The sequence below is a fragment of the Xanthomonas sp. NCPPB 3570 genome (assembly GCF_056725115.1).
On record NZ_CM161513.1, the window covers coordinates 109,120 to 124,154 of the forward strand.

The 15,035-nt window shown below is 69.7% G+C and carries 18 protein-coding genes; 4 read left to right on the forward strand and 14 right to left on the reverse strand.

Going from position 1 to position 15,035, the window contains the following annotated elements; translation table 11 throughout:
* Positions 1–70 precede the first annotated feature (70 nt).
* A complete protein-coding gene (locus AC1PLR_RS00510) occupies positions 71–472 on the forward strand; it encodes a DUF2628 domain-containing protein (protein ID WP_010343033.1) in 402 nt (133 codons plus the stop codon).
* 45 nt (positions 473–517) lie between these two features.
* Here AC1PLR_RS00510 and AC1PLR_RS00515 read toward each other — a convergent pair whose 3' ends face one another.
* From AC1PLR_RS00515 to AC1PLR_RS00540, 6 genes are all read right to left on the reverse strand, one after another.
* Positions 518–1,249, reverse strand: coding sequence for a DUF6882 domain-containing protein (locus tag AC1PLR_RS00515; protein ID WP_481102308.1), 732 nt, complete (start codon positions 1,247–1,249; stop codon positions 518–520).
* A complete protein-coding gene (locus AC1PLR_RS00520) occupies positions 1,246–2,688 on the reverse strand; it encodes an amino acid permease (protein WP_481102309.1) in 1,443 nt (480 codons plus the stop codon). The genes AC1PLR_RS00515 and AC1PLR_RS00520 overlap by 4 nt, the downstream gene beginning before the upstream one ends.
* A gap of 248 nt (positions 2,689–2,936) precedes the next feature.
* Positions 2,937–3,557, reverse strand: a complete 621-nt coding sequence (locus tag AC1PLR_RS00525) for a response regulator transcription factor (protein WP_481102310.1) — start codon at positions 3,555–3,557, stop codon at positions 2,937–2,939.
* Entirely contained in the window at positions 3,554–4,624 is a 1,071-nt protein-coding gene (locus AC1PLR_RS00530) for a sensor histidine kinase (protein WP_481102311.1), read from the reverse strand. The genes AC1PLR_RS00525 and AC1PLR_RS00530 overlap by 4 nt, the downstream gene beginning before the upstream one ends.
* A 42-nt stretch (positions 4,625–4,666) precedes the next feature.
* Positions 4,667–5,395 (reverse strand): MgtC/SapB family protein, encoded by a 729-nt coding sequence (locus AC1PLR_RS00535; RefSeq protein ID WP_481102312.1) that lies wholly within the window; start codon positions 5,393–5,395, stop codon positions 4,667–4,669.
* Positions 5,396–5,522: 127 nt separating this feature from the next.
* Positions 5,523–5,849: a hypothetical protein gene (locus tag AC1PLR_RS00540; RefSeq protein ID WP_481102313.1), complete on the reverse strand. Its 327-nt coding sequence runs from the start codon at positions 5,847–5,849 to the stop codon at positions 5,523–5,525.
* A 386-nt stretch (positions 5,850–6,235) separates the two neighbouring features.
* Here AC1PLR_RS00540 and AC1PLR_RS00545 point away from each other — a divergent pair, with 386 nt between their 5' ends.
* Both AC1PLR_RS00545 and AC1PLR_RS00550 read left to right on the forward strand, forming a co-directional pair.
* Positions 6,236–7,825: a DNA recombination protein RmuC gene (locus tag AC1PLR_RS00545; protein ID WP_481102314.1), complete on the forward strand. Its 1,590-nt coding sequence runs from the start codon at positions 6,236–6,238 to the stop codon at positions 7,823–7,825.
* Positions 7,826–8,005: 180 nt separating this feature from the next.
* Positions 8,006–8,548: a glutathione peroxidase gene (locus AC1PLR_RS00550; protein WP_481102315.1), complete on the forward strand. Its 543-nt coding sequence runs from the start codon at positions 8,006–8,008 to the stop codon at positions 8,546–8,548.
* Between the two features lie 604 nt (positions 8,549–9,152).
* Here AC1PLR_RS00550 and AC1PLR_RS00555 read toward each other — a convergent pair.
* The 7 genes from AC1PLR_RS00555 to AC1PLR_RS00585 all read right to left on the reverse strand — a co-directional run bounded on the left by AC1PLR_RS00555 (position 9,153) and on the right by AC1PLR_RS00585 (position 13,894).
* Positions 9,153–9,491: a hypothetical protein gene (locus AC1PLR_RS00555; RefSeq protein WP_481102316.1), complete on the reverse strand. Its 339-nt coding sequence runs from the start codon at positions 9,489–9,491 to the stop codon at positions 9,153–9,155.
* Positions 9,492–9,652: 161 nt separating this feature from the next.
* Positions 9,653–10,735 carry an MlaA family lipoprotein gene (locus AC1PLR_RS00560; RefSeq protein ID WP_481102317.1) on the reverse strand — a complete coding sequence of 361 codons (1,083 nt, stop codon included), beginning with the start codon at positions 10,733–10,735 and terminating at the stop codon, positions 9,653–9,655.
* Between the two features lie 3 nt (positions 10,736–10,738).
* The gene (locus AC1PLR_RS00565; RefSeq protein WP_010341093.1) at positions 10,739–11,056 is read right to left on the reverse strand and encodes an STAS domain-containing protein; all 318 of its coding nucleotides are present in this window, start codon (positions 11,054–11,056) and stop codon (positions 10,739–10,741) included.
* Positions 11,046–11,714, reverse strand: a complete 669-nt coding sequence (locus tag AC1PLR_RS00570) for an MlaC/ttg2D family ABC transporter substrate-binding protein (protein WP_371180771.1) — start codon at positions 11,712–11,714, stop codon at positions 11,046–11,048. The genes AC1PLR_RS00565 and AC1PLR_RS00570 overlap by 11 nt, the downstream gene beginning before the upstream one ends.
* A complete protein-coding gene (mlaD, locus tag AC1PLR_RS00575) occupies positions 11,711–12,250 on the reverse strand; it encodes an outer membrane lipid asymmetry maintenance protein MlaD (protein WP_017909944.1) in 540 nt (179 codons plus the stop codon). Before mlaD ends, AC1PLR_RS00570 begins: the two co-directional genes overlap by 4 nt.
* Before the next feature lie 103 nt (positions 12,251–12,353).
* Positions 12,354–13,103 (reverse strand): MlaE family lipid ABC transporter permease subunit, encoded by a 750-nt coding sequence (locus AC1PLR_RS00580; RefSeq protein WP_010341089.1) that lies wholly within the window; start codon positions 13,101–13,103, stop codon positions 12,354–12,356.
* Entirely contained in the window at positions 13,103–13,894 is a 792-nt protein-coding gene (locus AC1PLR_RS00585) for an ABC transporter ATP-binding protein (protein WP_481102318.1), read from the reverse strand. Before AC1PLR_RS00585 ends, AC1PLR_RS00580 begins: the two co-directional genes overlap by 1 nt.
* Positions 13,895–14,184: 290 nt before the next feature.
* Here AC1PLR_RS00585 and AC1PLR_RS00590 point away from each other — a divergent pair, with 290 nt between their 5' ends.
* Entirely contained in the window at positions 14,185–14,472 is a 288-nt protein-coding gene (locus tag AC1PLR_RS00590; protein ID WP_010341087.1) for a DUF6916 family protein, read from the forward strand.
* On the opposite strand, the gene AC1PLR_RS00595 is transcribed toward AC1PLR_RS00590, so the two are convergent.
* Positions 14,465–15,034: a GNAT family N-acetyltransferase gene (locus AC1PLR_RS00595; RefSeq protein ID WP_010341086.1), complete on the reverse strand. Its 570-nt coding sequence runs from the start codon at positions 15,032–15,034 to the stop codon at positions 14,465–14,467. The two genes, AC1PLR_RS00590 and AC1PLR_RS00595, sit on opposite strands and share 8 nt — an antisense overlap.
* Position 15,035: the final 1 nt, after the last annotated feature.

Genomic DNA, 15,035 nt, shown 5'->3' on the forward strand with positions numbered 1-15,035 from the left:
CCGCGCCCATTTGGCGCACGCCGCCCCATTCAGGTAAACTGAAAACGTTTACAACACGGATGCTCCCGCCATGGAAACCCCCAATCTCCCGCAACGCGCCCCGCTCAGCCCCAAGTGGCAGTTTCGCTTCGACTTCTTCGACCGGTACGGCGCCCCCTCCACGCCCGAGTACAAGGCCGCGTTCAAGGCGCTGCCGTTCATGGAGCGGTTGAAGATCAACATGAACTTCTTCGCCCTGTTCTTCGGCTTCATCTACTTCTTCGTCCTCGGCATGTGGCGCAAGGCGTTGGGGCTGATCGGCATCTCGCTGGTGCTGGGCATCGTCGCGGCGTTCCTGCCTGACGCGCTCGGCCGCGGCCTGGGCATCGCCTACTCGCTGCTGGTCGGCATGGCCGCCAACTACGCCTACTACCTGGACCAGCGCAAGGGCAGCGTCAGCTGGAACCCGTTCGAAGGCGTGCGTTGGTGGTAATGGCCGGGTGTGGCGTCGCGAGCATGCGTCGCGCCGCTACGTCAGTCAGCGTCTACGCTTCCAGAATTGCCAGGCAGGCGCCGGCTTCGCCGTGACCGCCGCGGCGGCGGCCTGCGCCGGGGCCAGTTGCCCTTTCACGCCGGTCAGCCGCTCCTGCGCATCGAACGCCAGGACGATGCGGCTGTTGCCACGGATCGCCACGGTCTGCGCGGATTCGCGCTGCAGCGCAAAGCCCTGGTCGGCCAGGAAGCCGTCGGTCATGGCCCGGTGGTCGAGTTCGAACTGCATCGGCAATTCGCCGAGCAGGCGCAGCACGCGGGCGTCGTCGCAAGGCGCGAAGACCGCGGCCGGCACGTCCTCGAGCAGGAAGAACAGCGCACCGCCGTCGTACGGCGCGCGGTAGTAGCAGCGCCCGCGCAGGGCGCCGGCGAGCAGGGCGACATGGTGGCCGGCGTCCTCGCCCACTGCCCAGGACGGGGTGACCAGTTCCTCGATGCCTTCGCGCTCGCCGTACGCGCGTAGCGCGGCCGCGTCGGCCAGCAGGGCCGGCGGCAGGTTGCTGGCGGTGTTGGCCCAGGCCCACAGCCAACTGGCGCTGGCCTCGGCGGCGGTGCCCAGCAACTGCAACGGAAACGACAGATCCTCGCCGAAGTGCACCCGGCCTTCGCCCAGGTCCACCTGCCAGCGCCGCTCGGCCAGCACGTCGGCCAGCGCCAGCTGGCGTGCATAGGCACTGCCGATGTGGCGTGCCAGGGCAGCCTGGAATTGCGGACTCATCGCGGGGTCTGCGCGCGCTGCAGCAGGCTGTTGCGGCGGCCGTACAGCAGGTAGGCGACCACGCCCAGCGCGTTCCACAGCCCGAACCAGATCTTCGTGGTATCCGGCAGGCTCCAGAACAGGTACACACAGCCGCCGATCGCCAGCGGCCCGACCAGCCACGCCAGCGGCGTGCGGAAGGTGCGGGCGCGGCCGGGTTCGCGGCGGCGCAGGACCAGCATGCAGGCGGCCACGGCGATGAAGGCGGCCAGGGTGCCGGCATTGGCCAGCGCGGCGATCTCGTCCAGCCGCGCCACGCCGGCCAGCGCCGCCACCAGCGCGGCGGTGAACAGCGTGGTCGCCACCGGCGTGCCGGTGCGCGCGTTGACCTTGGACAGCCCGCGCGGCAGCAGGCCGTCGCGCGACATCACGAAGAAGATCCGGCTCTGCCCGTACAGGAACGCCAGCAGCACGGTCGGCAGCGCGATCACTGCGACCGCGCCGATCACCGCCGCCGCATCGGGCTGGCCCAACTGGCGCAGGATCAATGCCAGCGGCTCGGCGCTGGCGCCGAACACGTCGTAGCGCATCGCGCCGACCGCGGCCAGCGCCACCAGGATGTAGATCAGGGTGCAGCCGATCATCGAGCCGACGATGCCGATGGCCAGGTCGCGCTTGGGGTTCTTGGTTTCCTCGGCGGCGGTGGAGATCGCATCGAAGCCGTAGAAGGCGAAGAAGATGATCGCCGCCGCGGCCATCACCCCGTGCACGGCGCCGTCGGCGCTCACCGACTTGGGGAAGCCATAGGGCATGAACGGGTGCAGGTTGGCGCTCTGGAACGCCGGCAGCGCCACCGCCACGAAGATGCCCAGCGCGATCAGCTTCAGCACCACCAGCACCGCGTTGAGCGTGGCGCTTTCCTTGGTGCCGGCCATCAGCAAGCCGGCCACGGCGAAGGTGATCAGCACCGCCGGCAGGTTGACGATGCCGCCGGCATGCGGCCCGGCGATCAGCGCCGCCGGCAGGTTCAGGTCCATGCCGGTCTGCGCACTGGCCCAGTGCAGGAAGCCGACGAAATACCCGGACCAGCCCACCGCCACCGTGCTGACCACCAGCGAGTACTCCAGGATCAGGCTCCAGCCCACCACCCAGGCGATCGCCTCGCCCAGCGCGACGTAGCTGTAGGTGTAGGCGCTGCCGGCGGCCGGCATCATCGTCGCCATCTCCGCATAGGCCAGCGCGGCGCAGGCGCAGATCGCCCCGGCCACCGCGAAAGACACCAGCACCGCCGGCCCGGCCAGCTGCGCGCCAGTGCCGATCAGGGTGTAGATGCCGGTGCCGACGATCGCGCCGATGCCCAGCGCCACCAGATGCGGCCAGCTCAGCGAGGGCACCAGCCGGCGGCCGGCCTCGTGGACGGTGACCAGATCGAGCGACTTGCGCCGGAACAGGAACGACATGCGGGCCTCGGGTGCGGAAGTGACAAGCCCGGCAGTGTCGCCGAATGCAGTGCAGCAAAGCTATGCCTGTGGCGCGGTATGGCACGGCGCTTGTGCGGGTCGATGCGAAGCGGTGTCCGGCTTTATCGCGCGGAGACCGCTGTATCTCTCTGTCGCGTAGGAGCGGCTTCAGCCGCGACGGGCGTTCCCGATGACGCCTGTCGCGGCTGAAGCCGCTCCTACCGAATACCTGTGCGTCAGGACGTGTTCTACCGACCCAGCCGCTCCGCCAGCCGCACCAGCTCCGCCAGCGAGCCGACCTCCAGCTTGCGCATCGCATTGCCACGGCGCACCTTCACCGTGATCTCGCTGAGCTGCAGTCGCGCCGCCACCTGCTTGTTCAACAGGCCCTGCACCACCAGTTCCACCACCTCGCGTTCGCCGGCGCTGAGCCTGGCCCAGCGTGCCTGCAGCTCGGCCTGCGCGGCTTCGGCCGCGCGGCGCGCGCGGTCGCGGGCGATGCCCTGGCCGATCGCATCGAGCAGGTCCTGGTCGCGGAATGGCTTGGTCAGGAACTCGATCGCGCCGTTCTTCATCGCCTCCACGCTCATCGGGATGTCGCCGTGGCCGGTGATGAAGATGGTCGGCAGCGCCAGCCCGGCCTCGTGCATGGTGCGGTGGAAGTCCATGCCGCTCTGGCCGGGCATGCGGATGTCCAGCACCAGGCAGCTCGGCGCGTCGACGCGCGGATGTGCCAGGAAGTCGCGGGTCGAGGCGAAGGCGTGCACCTGCAGGTCCACCGAGGCGAACAGGTCTTCCAGCGCGGCGCGGATCGAGGCGTCGTCGTCGATCAGGTACACCACCGGGCGTGCGCTCGCGTCGGCGGTCATGGCCGCACTCCGTTGGCGGTGGGCAGGCACACGTGGAACACCGCGCCGCACGGTCGCCCCGGTTCGGCCCAGATGCGGCCGCCGCCGGCCTCGACGATGCTGCGGCTGATGCTCAGGCCGATGCCGATGCCGCCCTGCTTGGTGGTCCAGAACGCATCGAACAGGTGCGCCTGCGCTTGCGCCGTCAGGCCTTCGCCGCTGTCGGCCACGCTCAGCCGCACCGAACGTGCGTCCTCGCGTTCGGTGACGATGCGCAGCGTGCGCTGTGCCGGCGGCGTGGCGGCCATCGCCTCGATCGCGTTGAGCAGCAGGTTGCCGATCACCTGTTGGATCTGTACCGGGTCGGCCGATACCGGCGGCAGCAGCGCCGACAGTTCGGTGTGCACGCTGACCGCGCTGCGCTCCAGTTCGCCCTGCGACAGCGCCAGTACCTCGGCTACTGCGGCGTTGAGATCGAAGGCGCGCTGCTGCGGCGCCTCGCCGCGGGTCAGGCTGCGCACCCGCGCGATCACCTCGCCGGCGCGCTCGGCATCGGCGAGGATGCGCGCCAGCGCCGCGCGCGCCTTGTCCAGGTTCGGCGGCTGCTGGTCGAGCCAGCGCTGGCAGGCGTTGCCGCTGGTGACGATGGCCGCCAGCGGCTGGTTGACCTCGTGCGCGATCGAGGCGGTCAGGCTGCCCAGGCTGCGCACCCGCGCCAGCCGCAGCAACTGCGCTTGCGCCGCGTGCGCGGCGGCCTTGGCGCGCTCCATGCGCACCGCGATGGAGGCGGTGACCGCCACCACCACGATGCTGATCGCCGAGTTGATCACGCCGACCCGGTAGGCGCCGGCGTGGGTGAGATGGAAGCTGAGCACGACCAGCACCACGCAGATGCCGGCAAGGACGCCCAGCCCGGCCGGTGCCAGCAGCCGCACCGCGCCGAGGATCGCCACCGTATAGAACAGCGCCGCCGCCACCGCATAGTCGGTGACCGTGTCGGCGACGAAGATCGCGCCCAGCGCCAGGGCGAGCGCGACCAGGCCGAGCAGGCGGCGGTGCGGCGGCAGCGGCTTGAACCAGGCGATCATCGGCGGCGTGGCATCGGAGTGGCGAGGTTGGGCATGGCTGGCTCAGGCTTCGGTGCCGGCGTTCCAGAACGCCTGTTGTACACCCGGTTCGCCCTCCAGGCGCTGCACAACTTCATCCAGCTCCTCGGCGCGCACCGCGGTGGCGTATAGCGTCGCGGCGATCTCCACGTCCCGCTGCCCGAACGGATGCTGCTCGACCTCGCGCGCCGGGTAGTGCGCCTCCTCCAGCAGTTCGATCAGTCGCTCGCGCACCTCGCCATGCACCTCGCGCGCGCAGATCGCATAGAACATGTAGGTGGCTTCCAGCGAGGATTCCTTCAGCGGATGCCGGTTGATGCGGTTCACCATCGGCCGCAGCAGGGTGTTGCTGAGCAGCACGAACATGGCCGCCAGCACCGCTTCGGCGACCAGCCCGGCGCCGGCGCAGGCGCCGACCGCGCCCGATCCCCACAGCGTGGCCGCGGTGTTGAGCCCGGTGACATTGGCGCCCTCCTTCATGATCGCGCCAGCGCCGAGGAAACCGATACCGGAGACCACGTAAGCCACCACCTGCACCGCGCCTTGGGTGCCGCCGTGGATCTCGAACAGGCGGTCGCCGAGCGAGACGAAGATCGCCGCGCCGACCGCGACCAGGGTGTTGGTGCGCAGCCCGGCGGTGCGCTGACGCACCTGGCGCTCGAAGCCGATGATCGCGCCGAGCACGAAAGCGGCGGTGAGGCTCACCAGAGTGTCGAGCAGCGAGCCGAGATTGAACAGACGCAGGGCTTCCATCAGGGCGCGTTCCGGTAGGCGAGGGGAGCGAGCATGGCTGCTCCGGGGAAGGGAGTGGGCAGGGACAGGGTGCCGATGATGCCGCGGCGAGATGGCAACTCGTGCCGTGGTGGCGGACAGATGCGACTCAGCGCACCCCGGGCCACCACGCCAGCGCGGCATGCAGCCAGTGCGCGGCCGGAGCGTTCGCCCCGGCCTCGTGCAGGCGCCGTTGTGCCGCATGCGGCAAGCGCGCACGGACGCGGATGCGGTCGGCGACGGACAGCAGCGACAGCGCATCGGCCATCACCCGCGGCGACTGCGCGGACAGCGCCAGCGCGAAGGCGCGGGCGCCATGGGCGGCGAGCAGATGGCGCAGCGCCTCGGTGCGGCGCATGGCGACCGCGGCGCGCAGCGCGCGCTGCAGGCAGCGCTGCAGGCGGAAACGACGAGAAAACAGCGAGAACACGAACATGACGACCTCCTTGCGGCGCGTGGCCGGAAAGGACGTCGCAGCGTGCGGGCAGCGGGCGTCTTCCGGCTCAGCGCCGGGCAGCGACCAGGCGAGGGGAGCGGTGGGGGAATGCGGCGCTGACGCCGCGTCGATGCGGATCGGGGTCCATGCTCGCCTCCGGTGTCAGGGGGAACGGATCGCGCGGAGCGCGACGGTCTGGCGCGGTGTCGGATGCCGCGGTACCGCCCACTGGCTGGGCCAGGAGCGGGTGGCGCAAAGCTTGGCATGCGGCTCATGCCCGTACCAGCCTGCATGAGGCCATGGCGGCGATACCAAGGTATATCCGCTCTCCTCCGCGTGCCGGCGCGTGGCGCAGCGATTGAGACGCGGCCAGCTACACTGGCCGCATGCAGAACGATGCCCATTTCCTGATCCTCGCCGGCCTGTTGTGCGCCGTCATCGCCCTGTTGCTGGCCGTGTTGCTGCGGCGGGGCAACCACACCGCGCTGGAGGCGGCCCTGCGCGAGGAGCAGCGCAGCGGCCGCGGCGAACTGCGCGAGCAGCTCGACAGCCTGGCCCGCCAGCAGGACGCGCGCAGCGAAGGTTTCGCCCGCCATCTGGCCGATCTTTCCACCCGCACCGACCAACGCCTGGACCTGCTGCGCGAAGCCCTGACCGAGGACGCGCGGCGCGGCCGGGTCGAGGCCGGCGCCGCGCAGCAGCGCATGGCCGAACTGCTGAGCCAGCGCCTGGTCGAGATCCGCGGCCAGCTCGATGCGTTCGGCCAGCAGCAGGACGCGCGCATGGCCCAGTTCGGCCAGCAGCAGGCCGAGTTGATCGCACGCATCGACGCGCAGCTGGGCGCGCTGCGCGAGGCCTTGCTCGAGGACGCGCGCAAGGGCCGCCAGGAAGGCGCGGACGCGCAGCAGCGCTTCGCCGACACGCTCGGCCAGCGCCTGGGCGACCTGGTCCAGCGCAACGAGCAGCGGATGGGCGAGATGCGTGCCACCCTGGAGGAGCGGCTGAAGGAACTGCAGGCCGACAACGCGGCCAAGCTCGAACAGATGCGCGGCACTGTCGACGAGAAGCTGCAGACCACCCTCAACACGCGCCTGGACGCCTCCTTCAAGCTGGTCTCCGAACGGCTCGAGCAGGTCCAGCGCGGCCTGGGCGAGATGCAGCAGCTGGCCACCGGCGTCGGCGACCTCAAGCGCGTGCTGAGCAACGTCAAGAACCGCGGCGGCTGGGGCGAGGTGCAGCTGGAGAACATCCTCGAGCAGACCCTGACCCAGGAGCAGTACGCGCGCGGCGTGCGGGTGCGCCCGGAGCGCAACGAGATGGTCGACTTCGCCGTGCGCCTGCCCGGCCGTGGCCACGAGGACACACCGGTGTGGCTGCCGATCGACGCCAAGTTCCCGCGCGAGGACTACGAGCGCCTGCTCGACGCGCAGGAGCAGGGCGATCCGGAACTGGTGCAGGCGACGGGCGCGCAACTGGAGCGCGCGATCCGGGTGCAGGCCAAGTCGATCGGCGACAAGTACATCGCCCCGCCGCACACCACCGACTTCGCGGTGATGTTCCTGCCCACCGAGGGCCTGTACGCCGAGACCCTGCGCCGCCCCGGCCTGGCCGACCTGCTGCAGCGCGAGCACCGCATCGTCGTCGCGGGACCGACCACCATCACCGCCCTGCTCAACAGCCTGCAGATGGGCTTCCGCACGCTCGCCATCGAGAAGCGCTCCAGCGAGGTGTGGGGCGTGCTGGCGGCGGTGAAGAGCGAGTTCGGCAAGTTCGCCGGCATCCTGGAAAAGGCCGAGAAGCAGATCAGCACCGTCGGCAAGAGCCTGGGCGAGGCCAGCCGCAAGACCCGCACCATCGAACGCCGCCTGCGCGGCGTCGAGACCCTGGCCGATGCGCAGGCCGCGTCGCTGCTGGAACTGTCGTTGCCGCTGGACGATGCCGAGGCGGACGAGGCGGCAGGCGACGAATCCCGCTGAGGGCACGCGGTTGAGAGACGTCGTCACGTGAACGTGGATGGAGTGTGTGGTGCGCCAATGTGGGACATCCGGTTAGCGGACAGTCGCCTGTCGCGGCGCTGAGTGACGGATCCCCGGCGTCCGCTGTGCCGTAGCCGCAACGACTATGCTGACGCTCCTTTTCGACCGAGGTAGTGCCCCATGTCCGAGTCGCTGACCGCCATTCCGCTGATCCGCATCGATGGCCAGCCGGCCACCCTGGCCGAGTTCGCCGGCAAGGTGCTGCTGATCGTCAACGTCGCCTCCAAGTGCGGCCTCACCGCGCAGTACGCGGGCCTGGAAGCGCTGTATCGCGAGAAGCAGGCTGCGGGGCTGGAAGTGCTGGGCTTCCCGGCCAACGACTTCAAGGGCCAGGAGCCGGGCAGCGAGGCGGAGATCCAGCAGTTCTGCCAGCTCACCTACGACGTGACCTTCCCGATGTTCTCCAAGATCGCGGTCACCGGCGAAGACACCCATCCGCTGTACCGCGCGCTGATCGCCGCGCAGCCGCAGACCGAGGGCGAGGGTCCGATGCGCGAGAAGCTGGCCGGCTACGGCATCGAGCCGAATCCGGCGCCGGGCGTGCTGTGGAACTTCGAGAAGTTCCTGGTCGGCCGCGACGGCCAGGTCCGCGCGCGCTTCGCTCCGGACGTCACCGCCGAGGACCCGCGCCTGCGCGCGGCGATCGACGCGGCGCTGGGGTAACAGTTCGCTGCGCTTGAGACCATCAGGCGGTGCCAGGCAGAGTTGAAGGTACTGTTGTGGCGTCTAGCTAGTTGGTGACCGAGCCGGAGAGGTTGCCGACGTGGTTGTTTTCCAGCGTCGCTTGTCGCGGCTGAAGCCGCTCCTACGCAAGGCGTGCAGCATCGAATTGGTTGCAGTTGTTGCAGTTGTTGCAGTTGCAGCTGCAGCTGCAGTTGCCTTTGCTATTGCTGTTGCTGTTGCTGTTGCTGTCTTGGCTATTGCTTCGTTTTGGCTGTTGCTCTGGCTTTTGATCTACCGGGTTCCCTTCCGAAGCGGCGGCCAGCGCGGGGAAACACCCGAAGGGCGGCGCACATGGATGTGCGCCGTCCGCGGCAGGGGCAGGATGCCCCTTCCGCGGATCCCCGTGATGGACGCGGACCCGGAGCGCGCAGCGCGGAGGGCGCGAAGGCAGGGCGCGCTTTCTTTTGGTTACTTTTTCTTTGCGCGAGCAAAGAAAAGTAACTCGCCCGTCAGGGCGAAAGTCTTTGCTGTTGCTTTAAGCATGAGTGTCAGACAAGACGAACCGTAGGAGCGGCTTCAGCCGCGACCGACGTAATCGGTATGCCTACGCGGCGTAGCCGCCCCACAATCCAGCCGCCGTAACAGCAAGTGCAAGAGCAGAGCTTTCGCCTGACGGCGAGTCACTTTTCTTTGCTTGTGCAAAGAAAAGTAACCAAAAGAAAGCACACCCCGCAGCGCGCCTTCCGCGCTTCGCGCTCCAGGTTCGCAGCCACGATGGGGATTCGCGGAAGGGGCATCCTGCCCCTGCCGCGAACGGCGCACGTCCCTGTGCGCCGCCCTTCGGGTTTTTCCCCGCCGCGGCTGCCGCGCCGAGGGGACCCCGGTAAATCAACAGCAAGAGCAGGAGCAACAGCAACAGCAACAGCAACAGCAACAGCAACATCGGCTGCTCGCCTACGTACGCCGCGACACTTGATCACCCACTGCAAACCGAGCGCTCATTCCCGCACATCGCGCTGCGCCCACAGGCGATACCAGCAAAAGCCTCAGACACAAAAAAACCCGGCCGAAGCCGGGCTTTTCGTCGGTGCGTCGTGCGCTGGACTAGCGACCGCCGCGCCACTCAGGGACCGGCATCGCATCCACCGGCACGGTTGGATTGGTCTCTTCCTCGCGCAGATAGGCCGGCAGATCGTCGTCCTGCCGCTTGTGCCCGCGCATGTCGCTCTCGATCTGATAGTTGCGGCGCTGCAGCCACGCATCACGGGTCAGCTGGTACTCGTCCGGCGCCTGGTCGCGCATGCTGTCCAGCGACAGCAACTGCGCCCGCGTGTCGACCAACTGCAGGCCCTGCAGGCCGATGCGCACCCGGTCCTCCTCGATCTGCTGCAGCGGCGATAGCGGCGCGTCGCCGACCAGGCCGAACGCATCGCGCACCGTGCGCGGGCCGAACAACGGCAGTTCCAGGTAGCGCGAGCGGCGCCAGCCCCACACGCCCAGGGTCTGGCCGAAGTCCTCGCTGCGGCGCGGCAAGTTGGCGTCGGTGGCCGGGTCGAAGATGCCGCCGATACCCAGCGTGCTGTTGATCAGGAACCGGCTCAGCGTCTGTCCCGCCTGTAGCGGCCGACCCTGCAGTAACTGGTTGACCATGGTCAGCGGCGAACTGAGGTTGTCGAAGAAGTTGGTCACGCCCAGCCGCACCGGCCGCGGCACCACGTTGACGTAGGCCCGCGCCAACGGCCGCGCCACACCACGGTCGACCACGTTGTTGAAGGCATGCACCTTGCGGTTGAACTTCTCCCACGGGTCGTAGCTCTGCGGTGCGGGCACGCCCGCCGGCAGGGTCGGATCGGCGACCGGGTTGTACGGGTCGCTGCCGTACAGTGCGGCGTAGTCGTCCTCGGCCGAGGTCGGCGCGCCGTTGGCCGACGCGGTGCCCGTGGCGTTCGCCGGGGGCGCCGCCGCCGGCGCGCTCGATGCTGCCGGGGCGCCGACATCCATGCCGGTCGTGCCGTCGGCGGTGGCCGCCATGGCATTCGCATCGGTGGGCGCGACGCTGTCGCTGGCGGCCGGGGCCGACTGCGCCGCGGGCGGCGGAGGCGGGGGCGGCATGCGCTTGGGCGCGCTGGCGCAGGCGCCCAGGGCGGCGGCCAGGGTGAGGGAAGTGAGGATACGCAGCACGTTCATGTGTCAGCTCGCCGCAGGGGGAGAGTGGAAATCCAGGGTCGAGGCCAGCCGGTAGGCGGCGCTCAGGTCGGTCAGGCCGGCCGGGGCGCCATGGATGGCGACCTCGGCCTGGCCCTGGGCGCGCAGGCGCGCGGCAAGTTCGGCGAGCAGCGCCAGGCCGGCGCTGTCCACCCGCGACACCGCCCGCAGGTCCAGCGCGCGTGCGCCCGGCAGCGCGCGCAACGCCGCCGGCCACAACGCGGTGGCCGCGGCACGGTCGAGCACGCCGCTCAGGGCGAGCGTGTCGCCGTCGCGGCGCAGCTGCGGCGCATCACTTGCCACTGTTGCCCGCCGGCGCCGCCTGCAGCGTGCCGTTGCGCAGCTCGGCCGCGACCTCGGCGATCGACTTGTTGCGCAGCGGGGTGTCGAACTGGTTGCGGAAGGTCTGCACGTAGGACACGCCCTCGACCATCACGTCGAAGATCTTCCAGCCCGCGCCGGTGTTGCGCAGCAGGTAGTCCACCGGCACCGGGTCGCCGCCGCTGCGCAGCAGCTCGGTGGAGACCTTGACGCCGCGGCCGCCCGGCAGCGGGGTTTCCGACTTCACCCGCACCTGCGGCTTGCCTTCGAAGGTCAGCAGCGAGGTGCCGTAGCGCTGCATCAGGTTGTCGGCCATCGCGTCGCCGAACAGCTTGACGTCGCCGTCGGAGGCGCCGCGGCCGTGCACGCCCAGCACCAGGCGGGCGGCGTAGTCGCGGTCGAAGGACTTGTTCATCTCGCTGTCGATGAACTGGCGCAGCGCGGTCGGGTTGCTCTTGAACTCGCTACGGCGCTGTTCCAGCGTGGTCAGGATGCGCGTGCTGTTCTCCAGCACCACCTTGCTGGCCGAACCGGCCTGGGTGGCGGAGGCGGCCGGCGCGGCGGCCTGGGCCAGGGCGGCGGAAGGCGCGGCCACGGCCAGCGCGGCGGCGAGAGCGGCGGAAAGCAGTTTGATCGTCATGGCTTGGGTTCCGTTGCGGGCGTGGTGGGGTCGGCAGAGGGTGCGGCAGCGGGTGTTGCGTTCTTGTCGCCGCCGGCGCTGCCGCCGCCGAACATGTACTTGCCGACCAGTTGGATCAGGTCCACCGCCGGCTGGGTGAAGGCGATTTCCTGGCCGGGCTTGAGCGTGTCGGGGTCGCCGCCGGGCTGCAGGCCGACATAGCTCTCGCCGAGCAGGCCGCTGGTCAGGATCGCCGCCGAGGTGTCGGCCGGCAGATCCTTGTACTTGTCGTCGATGGACAGGGTCACCACCGAGTCGAACTTGGTCGGGTCCAGGTCGATCTTGGCGACCTGACCGATGATGACGCCGCCGATCTTCACCGGTGCCTGCGCGCGCAGCTGGCCGATCTGCGAGAAGCGCGCGACCAGGTCGTAGCGGTGGCCGCCGAAGCCCCACTGGCGGTTGGTGGAAGCCAGCGCCAGCACCAGCAGCGAGGCCAGGCCCAGCAGCAGGAAGGCGCCGACGGCGAACTCGAGACGGGGACCACGGAGAGCCATAACGTGTCTACCTTGTTGATTCAGCGTGGCCGCGGCGCCAGTGCCGCGACCGGGATGTTGCCGCGGAGCCTGCCGTCGCCGGCCGGCCCTGCGTTGGCGCCGCTCATCGGAACAGCAGCGCCGACATGACGAAATTGAACATCAGCACCAGCAGCGAGGCGTTGACCACGGCGCGGGTGGTGGCCACCGAGGTGCCCTCGATGGTCGGCTCGGCATGGAAGCCGACATAGGCCGCCACCAGCGCCGCCGTGCCGCCGAACACCGCCGACTTCAGCATCGCCACGCCGAAGTCGTCCCAGAAATCCACGCTGCTCGACAGCGCCGACCAGAACGTGCCGCGGTCCAGGCCGAGTGCGCCGACGGCCTCGAAGTAGCTGGCACTGATCGCCAGCGAGCAGAAGATGCCGGTCAGCAGCGGCACGGTCAGCACCGCCGCCCAGAAGCGCGGCGCCACGGCCTTGGCCACCGGATCGATCGCCATCAGTTCCAGCGCCTTGATCTGGTCGGTGGCGCGCATCAGCCCGAGCTCGGCGGCGATGGAGCTGCCGGCGCGGCCGATGAACAGCAGCGCGGTCAGCACCGGCGCCAGCTCGCGGTACAGCGACAGCCCGAGCAGGGTCGACAGCGCATCGGAGGCGCCGTAGGTCTGCAGCGTGCGATAGCCCTGCAGGGTCAGCACCAGGCCGACGAAGGCGCCGCCCACGGCGATGATCGGCAGCGAGCGCGCGCCGACCTTGTAGATCTCGCGGATCAGTTCGGCCAGCAGGTCGCGGGTCGGCAGCGAGCCGCGCAGCACGGTCAGGAAGAACAGCCCGGCGCGGCCCAGGGAACGGATCGGGGCAACGATGGCCATCAGGCGGCGCTCCGCGCGCGCTGCGGCGCATCGAACGGGATCGGGCCGTCAGGGCGGCCGTGCAGGAACTGCTGCAGCAGCGGATCGCTGCTGGCCTGCAGGTCCTGCGGGGTGCCGGCGAAGACCACGCCGCCGTTGGCGATGGCCACGGCCTGGTCGCAGATCGGCAGGGTCTCGTGGACGTGGTGGCTGACGATGATGCTGGTCAGGCCCAGGGTGTGGTTGAGGCGCTGGATCAGGCTCATGATCACGCCGGAGGCGATCGGGTCCAGGCCGGTCAGCGGTTCGTCGTAGATCATCAGCGGCGGATCCAAGGCCAGCGCCCGCGCCAGCGCCACGCGCCGCGCCATGCCGCCGGACAGCTCGCGCGGCCAGGCATCGGCGGCGGCCAGCAGGCCCACCGCGTGCAGCTTCAGCGCCACCAGCCGCTGCAGCACCGGCTCGGGCAGGCGAGTGTGGGCGCGCAACGGCAGCGCCACGTTCTCGGCCACGCTCAGGTCGGTGAGCAGGCCGTTGCCCTGCAGCAGCACGCCGATGCTCTTGCGGGTCTCGCGCAGCGCGCGGCTGCCGCGCGGCAGCGGCTTGCCGAACACTTCCAGTGTGCCTGCGGCGGGCACCAGTTCGCCGGTCAGGGCCGCCAGCAGCGTGGACTTGCCGCTGCCGGAGGGCCCGAGCACGGCGGTGATGCTGCCGCGCGGCACGCTCAGCGACACGTCGCGCAGGATCGCGCGGCCGCCGCGCTCGATGCGTACGCCCGACAACTGCACCAGATTGGATTCGGAAGACGCCATTGCGGCCTTTAACGAAAATACAACATAGGATCGATCCGTTCGGCTGAACTTAACCGAACTGGCCCGTGCAGTATTGTGGCACCGCGCGGGCCGGTGTGCGCGCCCGCTTCGCCCTGTTCATGCAACAGCGTGTCATGCCGCCGCGTCGGCGTCCGGCCCGGTGGCGCGCCCGGTGCGCCGCCGCCGCACGCCCGGTTGTGGACAAATGTCGGAACAGCGCTTGTGCGGTTCGTCACGGCACGCGACGATGCCGGCAGGGCGACCGTGCCGAACCACACCTGGAGTCAAGGATGGAGTTGTTGAGCTTGGAACACTTCGCCGGAAGCGTGAACGAGACGTTCTCGGCGCAGTTGAACGAAGGTGAGGTCGCGTTCGTGCTGGTCGAGGCGCGGCCGCTGCCGACGCCGCCTGCGGCACGGCGTGCGCCGTTCTCGCTGCTGTTCCGCAACGGCTCGTCGTTCCTGTTTCCGCAGCAGACCTACCAGATGCGCCATCCGCGTCTGGGCGAGATCGGGATCTTCCTGGTGCCGGTGGCGCGCGAACGCGACGGCTTCCTGTATCAGGCGGTGTTCAACTGACGCGCGCGTTCGGTCGTGCGCCGGGGCCATCCCAGCGCATGGCCAGATGGGTCTGGCCGGCCTCGCCGGCGACGAAGCCCAGCCGGGCGTAAAGCCGCTGCGCTGCGGGATTGGCATGCAGCACGTGCAATGTCAGTGCGCGCCCATCCGCATGCGCGAGCGCCTGTGCCTGTGCGATCAGCGCGCCGCCGATGCCTTGGCCGCGACAGTCCGGCAGCAGGCTGATATCGACCAGGACGTGCGGATCCGCGCTGCGGTCCAGATACAGCCGCCCAAGGCGTGCGTGCGCGTCTTCCACGATCAGGAAGTCCGCGCCGGGAAAGTGCTGCAGATAGTGCGCATGCTGCAAGGCGAACTGCTGGTCGAGAAAGGCGCGCTTGGTTTGTTCCGGCCACGGCACCGCGGCCAGTTCGGCGCGGCGCGTGCTGGCGTACAGATCGCGCAGCCAGTCCAGGTCTGCCGACCGCGCCGGCCGCAGGCCGATGCCGCGTGCCTGCAGCGCAGCGGGCGCCGCCCACCCGGCGTCCCGTTGCGGAAAGCCGGGCGAGGCGACGATCGACATC

Bases quoted from the DNA above. Each gene is read 5' to 3' on its own strand.
- AC1PLR_RS00585 (WP_481102318.1), bottom strand. From the start codon at position 13,894: ATGGCGTCTTCCGAATCCAATCTGGTGCAGTTGTCGGGCGTACGCATC.
- AC1PLR_RS00545 (WP_481102314.1), top strand. From the start codon at position 6,236: ATGCAGAACGATGCCCATTTCCTGATCCTCGCCGGCCTGTTGTGCGCC.
- AC1PLR_RS00560 (WP_481102317.1), bottom strand. From the start codon at position 10,735: ATGAACGTGCTGCGTATCCTCACTTCCCTCACCCTGGCCGCCGCCCTG.
- AC1PLR_RS00535 (WP_481102312.1), bottom strand. From the start codon at position 5,395: ATGGAAGCCCTGCGTCTGTTCAATCTCGGCTCGCTGCTCGACACTCTG.
- AC1PLR_RS00570 (WP_371180771.1), bottom strand. From the start codon at position 11,714: ATGACGATCAAACTGCTTTCCGCCGCTCTCGCCGCCGCGCTGGCCGTG.
- AC1PLR_RS00590 (WP_010341087.1), top strand. From the start codon at position 14,185: ATGGAGTTGTTGAGCTTGGAACACTTCGCCGGAAGCGTGAACGAGACG.
- AC1PLR_RS00525 (WP_481102310.1), bottom strand. From the start codon at position 3,557: ATGACCGCCGACGCGAGCGCACGCCCGGTGGTGTACCTGATCGACGAC.
- AC1PLR_RS00515 (WP_481102308.1), bottom strand. From the start codon at position 1,249: ATGAGTCCGCAATTCCAGGCTGCCCTGGCACGCCACATCGGCAGTGCC.
- AC1PLR_RS00520 (WP_481102309.1), bottom strand. From the start codon at position 2,688: ATGTCGTTCCTGTTCCGGCGCAAGTCGCTCGATCTGGTCACCGTCCAC.
- AC1PLR_RS00550 (WP_481102315.1), top strand. From the start codon at position 8,006: ATGTCCGAGTCGCTGACCGCCATTCCGCTGATCCGCATCGATGGCCAG.
- AC1PLR_RS00540 (WP_481102313.1), bottom strand. From the start codon at position 5,849: ATGTTCGTGTTCTCGCTGTTTTCTCGTCGTTTCCGCCTGCAGCGCTGC.
- AC1PLR_RS00530 (WP_481102311.1), bottom strand. From the start codon at position 4,624: ATGATCGCCTGGTTCAAGCCGCTGCCGCCGCACCGCCGCCTGCTCGGC.
- AC1PLR_RS00580 (WP_010341089.1), bottom strand. From the start codon at position 13,103: ATGGCCATCGTTGCCCCGATCCGTTCCCTGGGCCGCGCCGGGCTGTTC.
- AC1PLR_RS00555 (WP_481102316.1), bottom strand. From the start codon at position 9,491: ATGTTGCTGTTGCTGTTGCTGTTGCTGTTGCTGTTGCTCCTGCTCTTG.
- mlaD (WP_017909944.1), bottom strand. From the start codon at position 12,250: ATGGCTCTCCGTGGTCCCCGTCTCGAGTTCGCCGTCGGCGCCTTCCTG.
- AC1PLR_RS00595 (WP_010341086.1), bottom strand. From the start codon at position 15,034: ATGTCGATCGTCGCCTCGCCCGGCTTTCCGCAACGGGACGCCGGGTGG.
- AC1PLR_RS00510 (WP_010343033.1), top strand. From the start codon at position 71: ATGGAAACCCCCAATCTCCCGCAACGCGCCCCGCTCAGCCCCAAGTGG.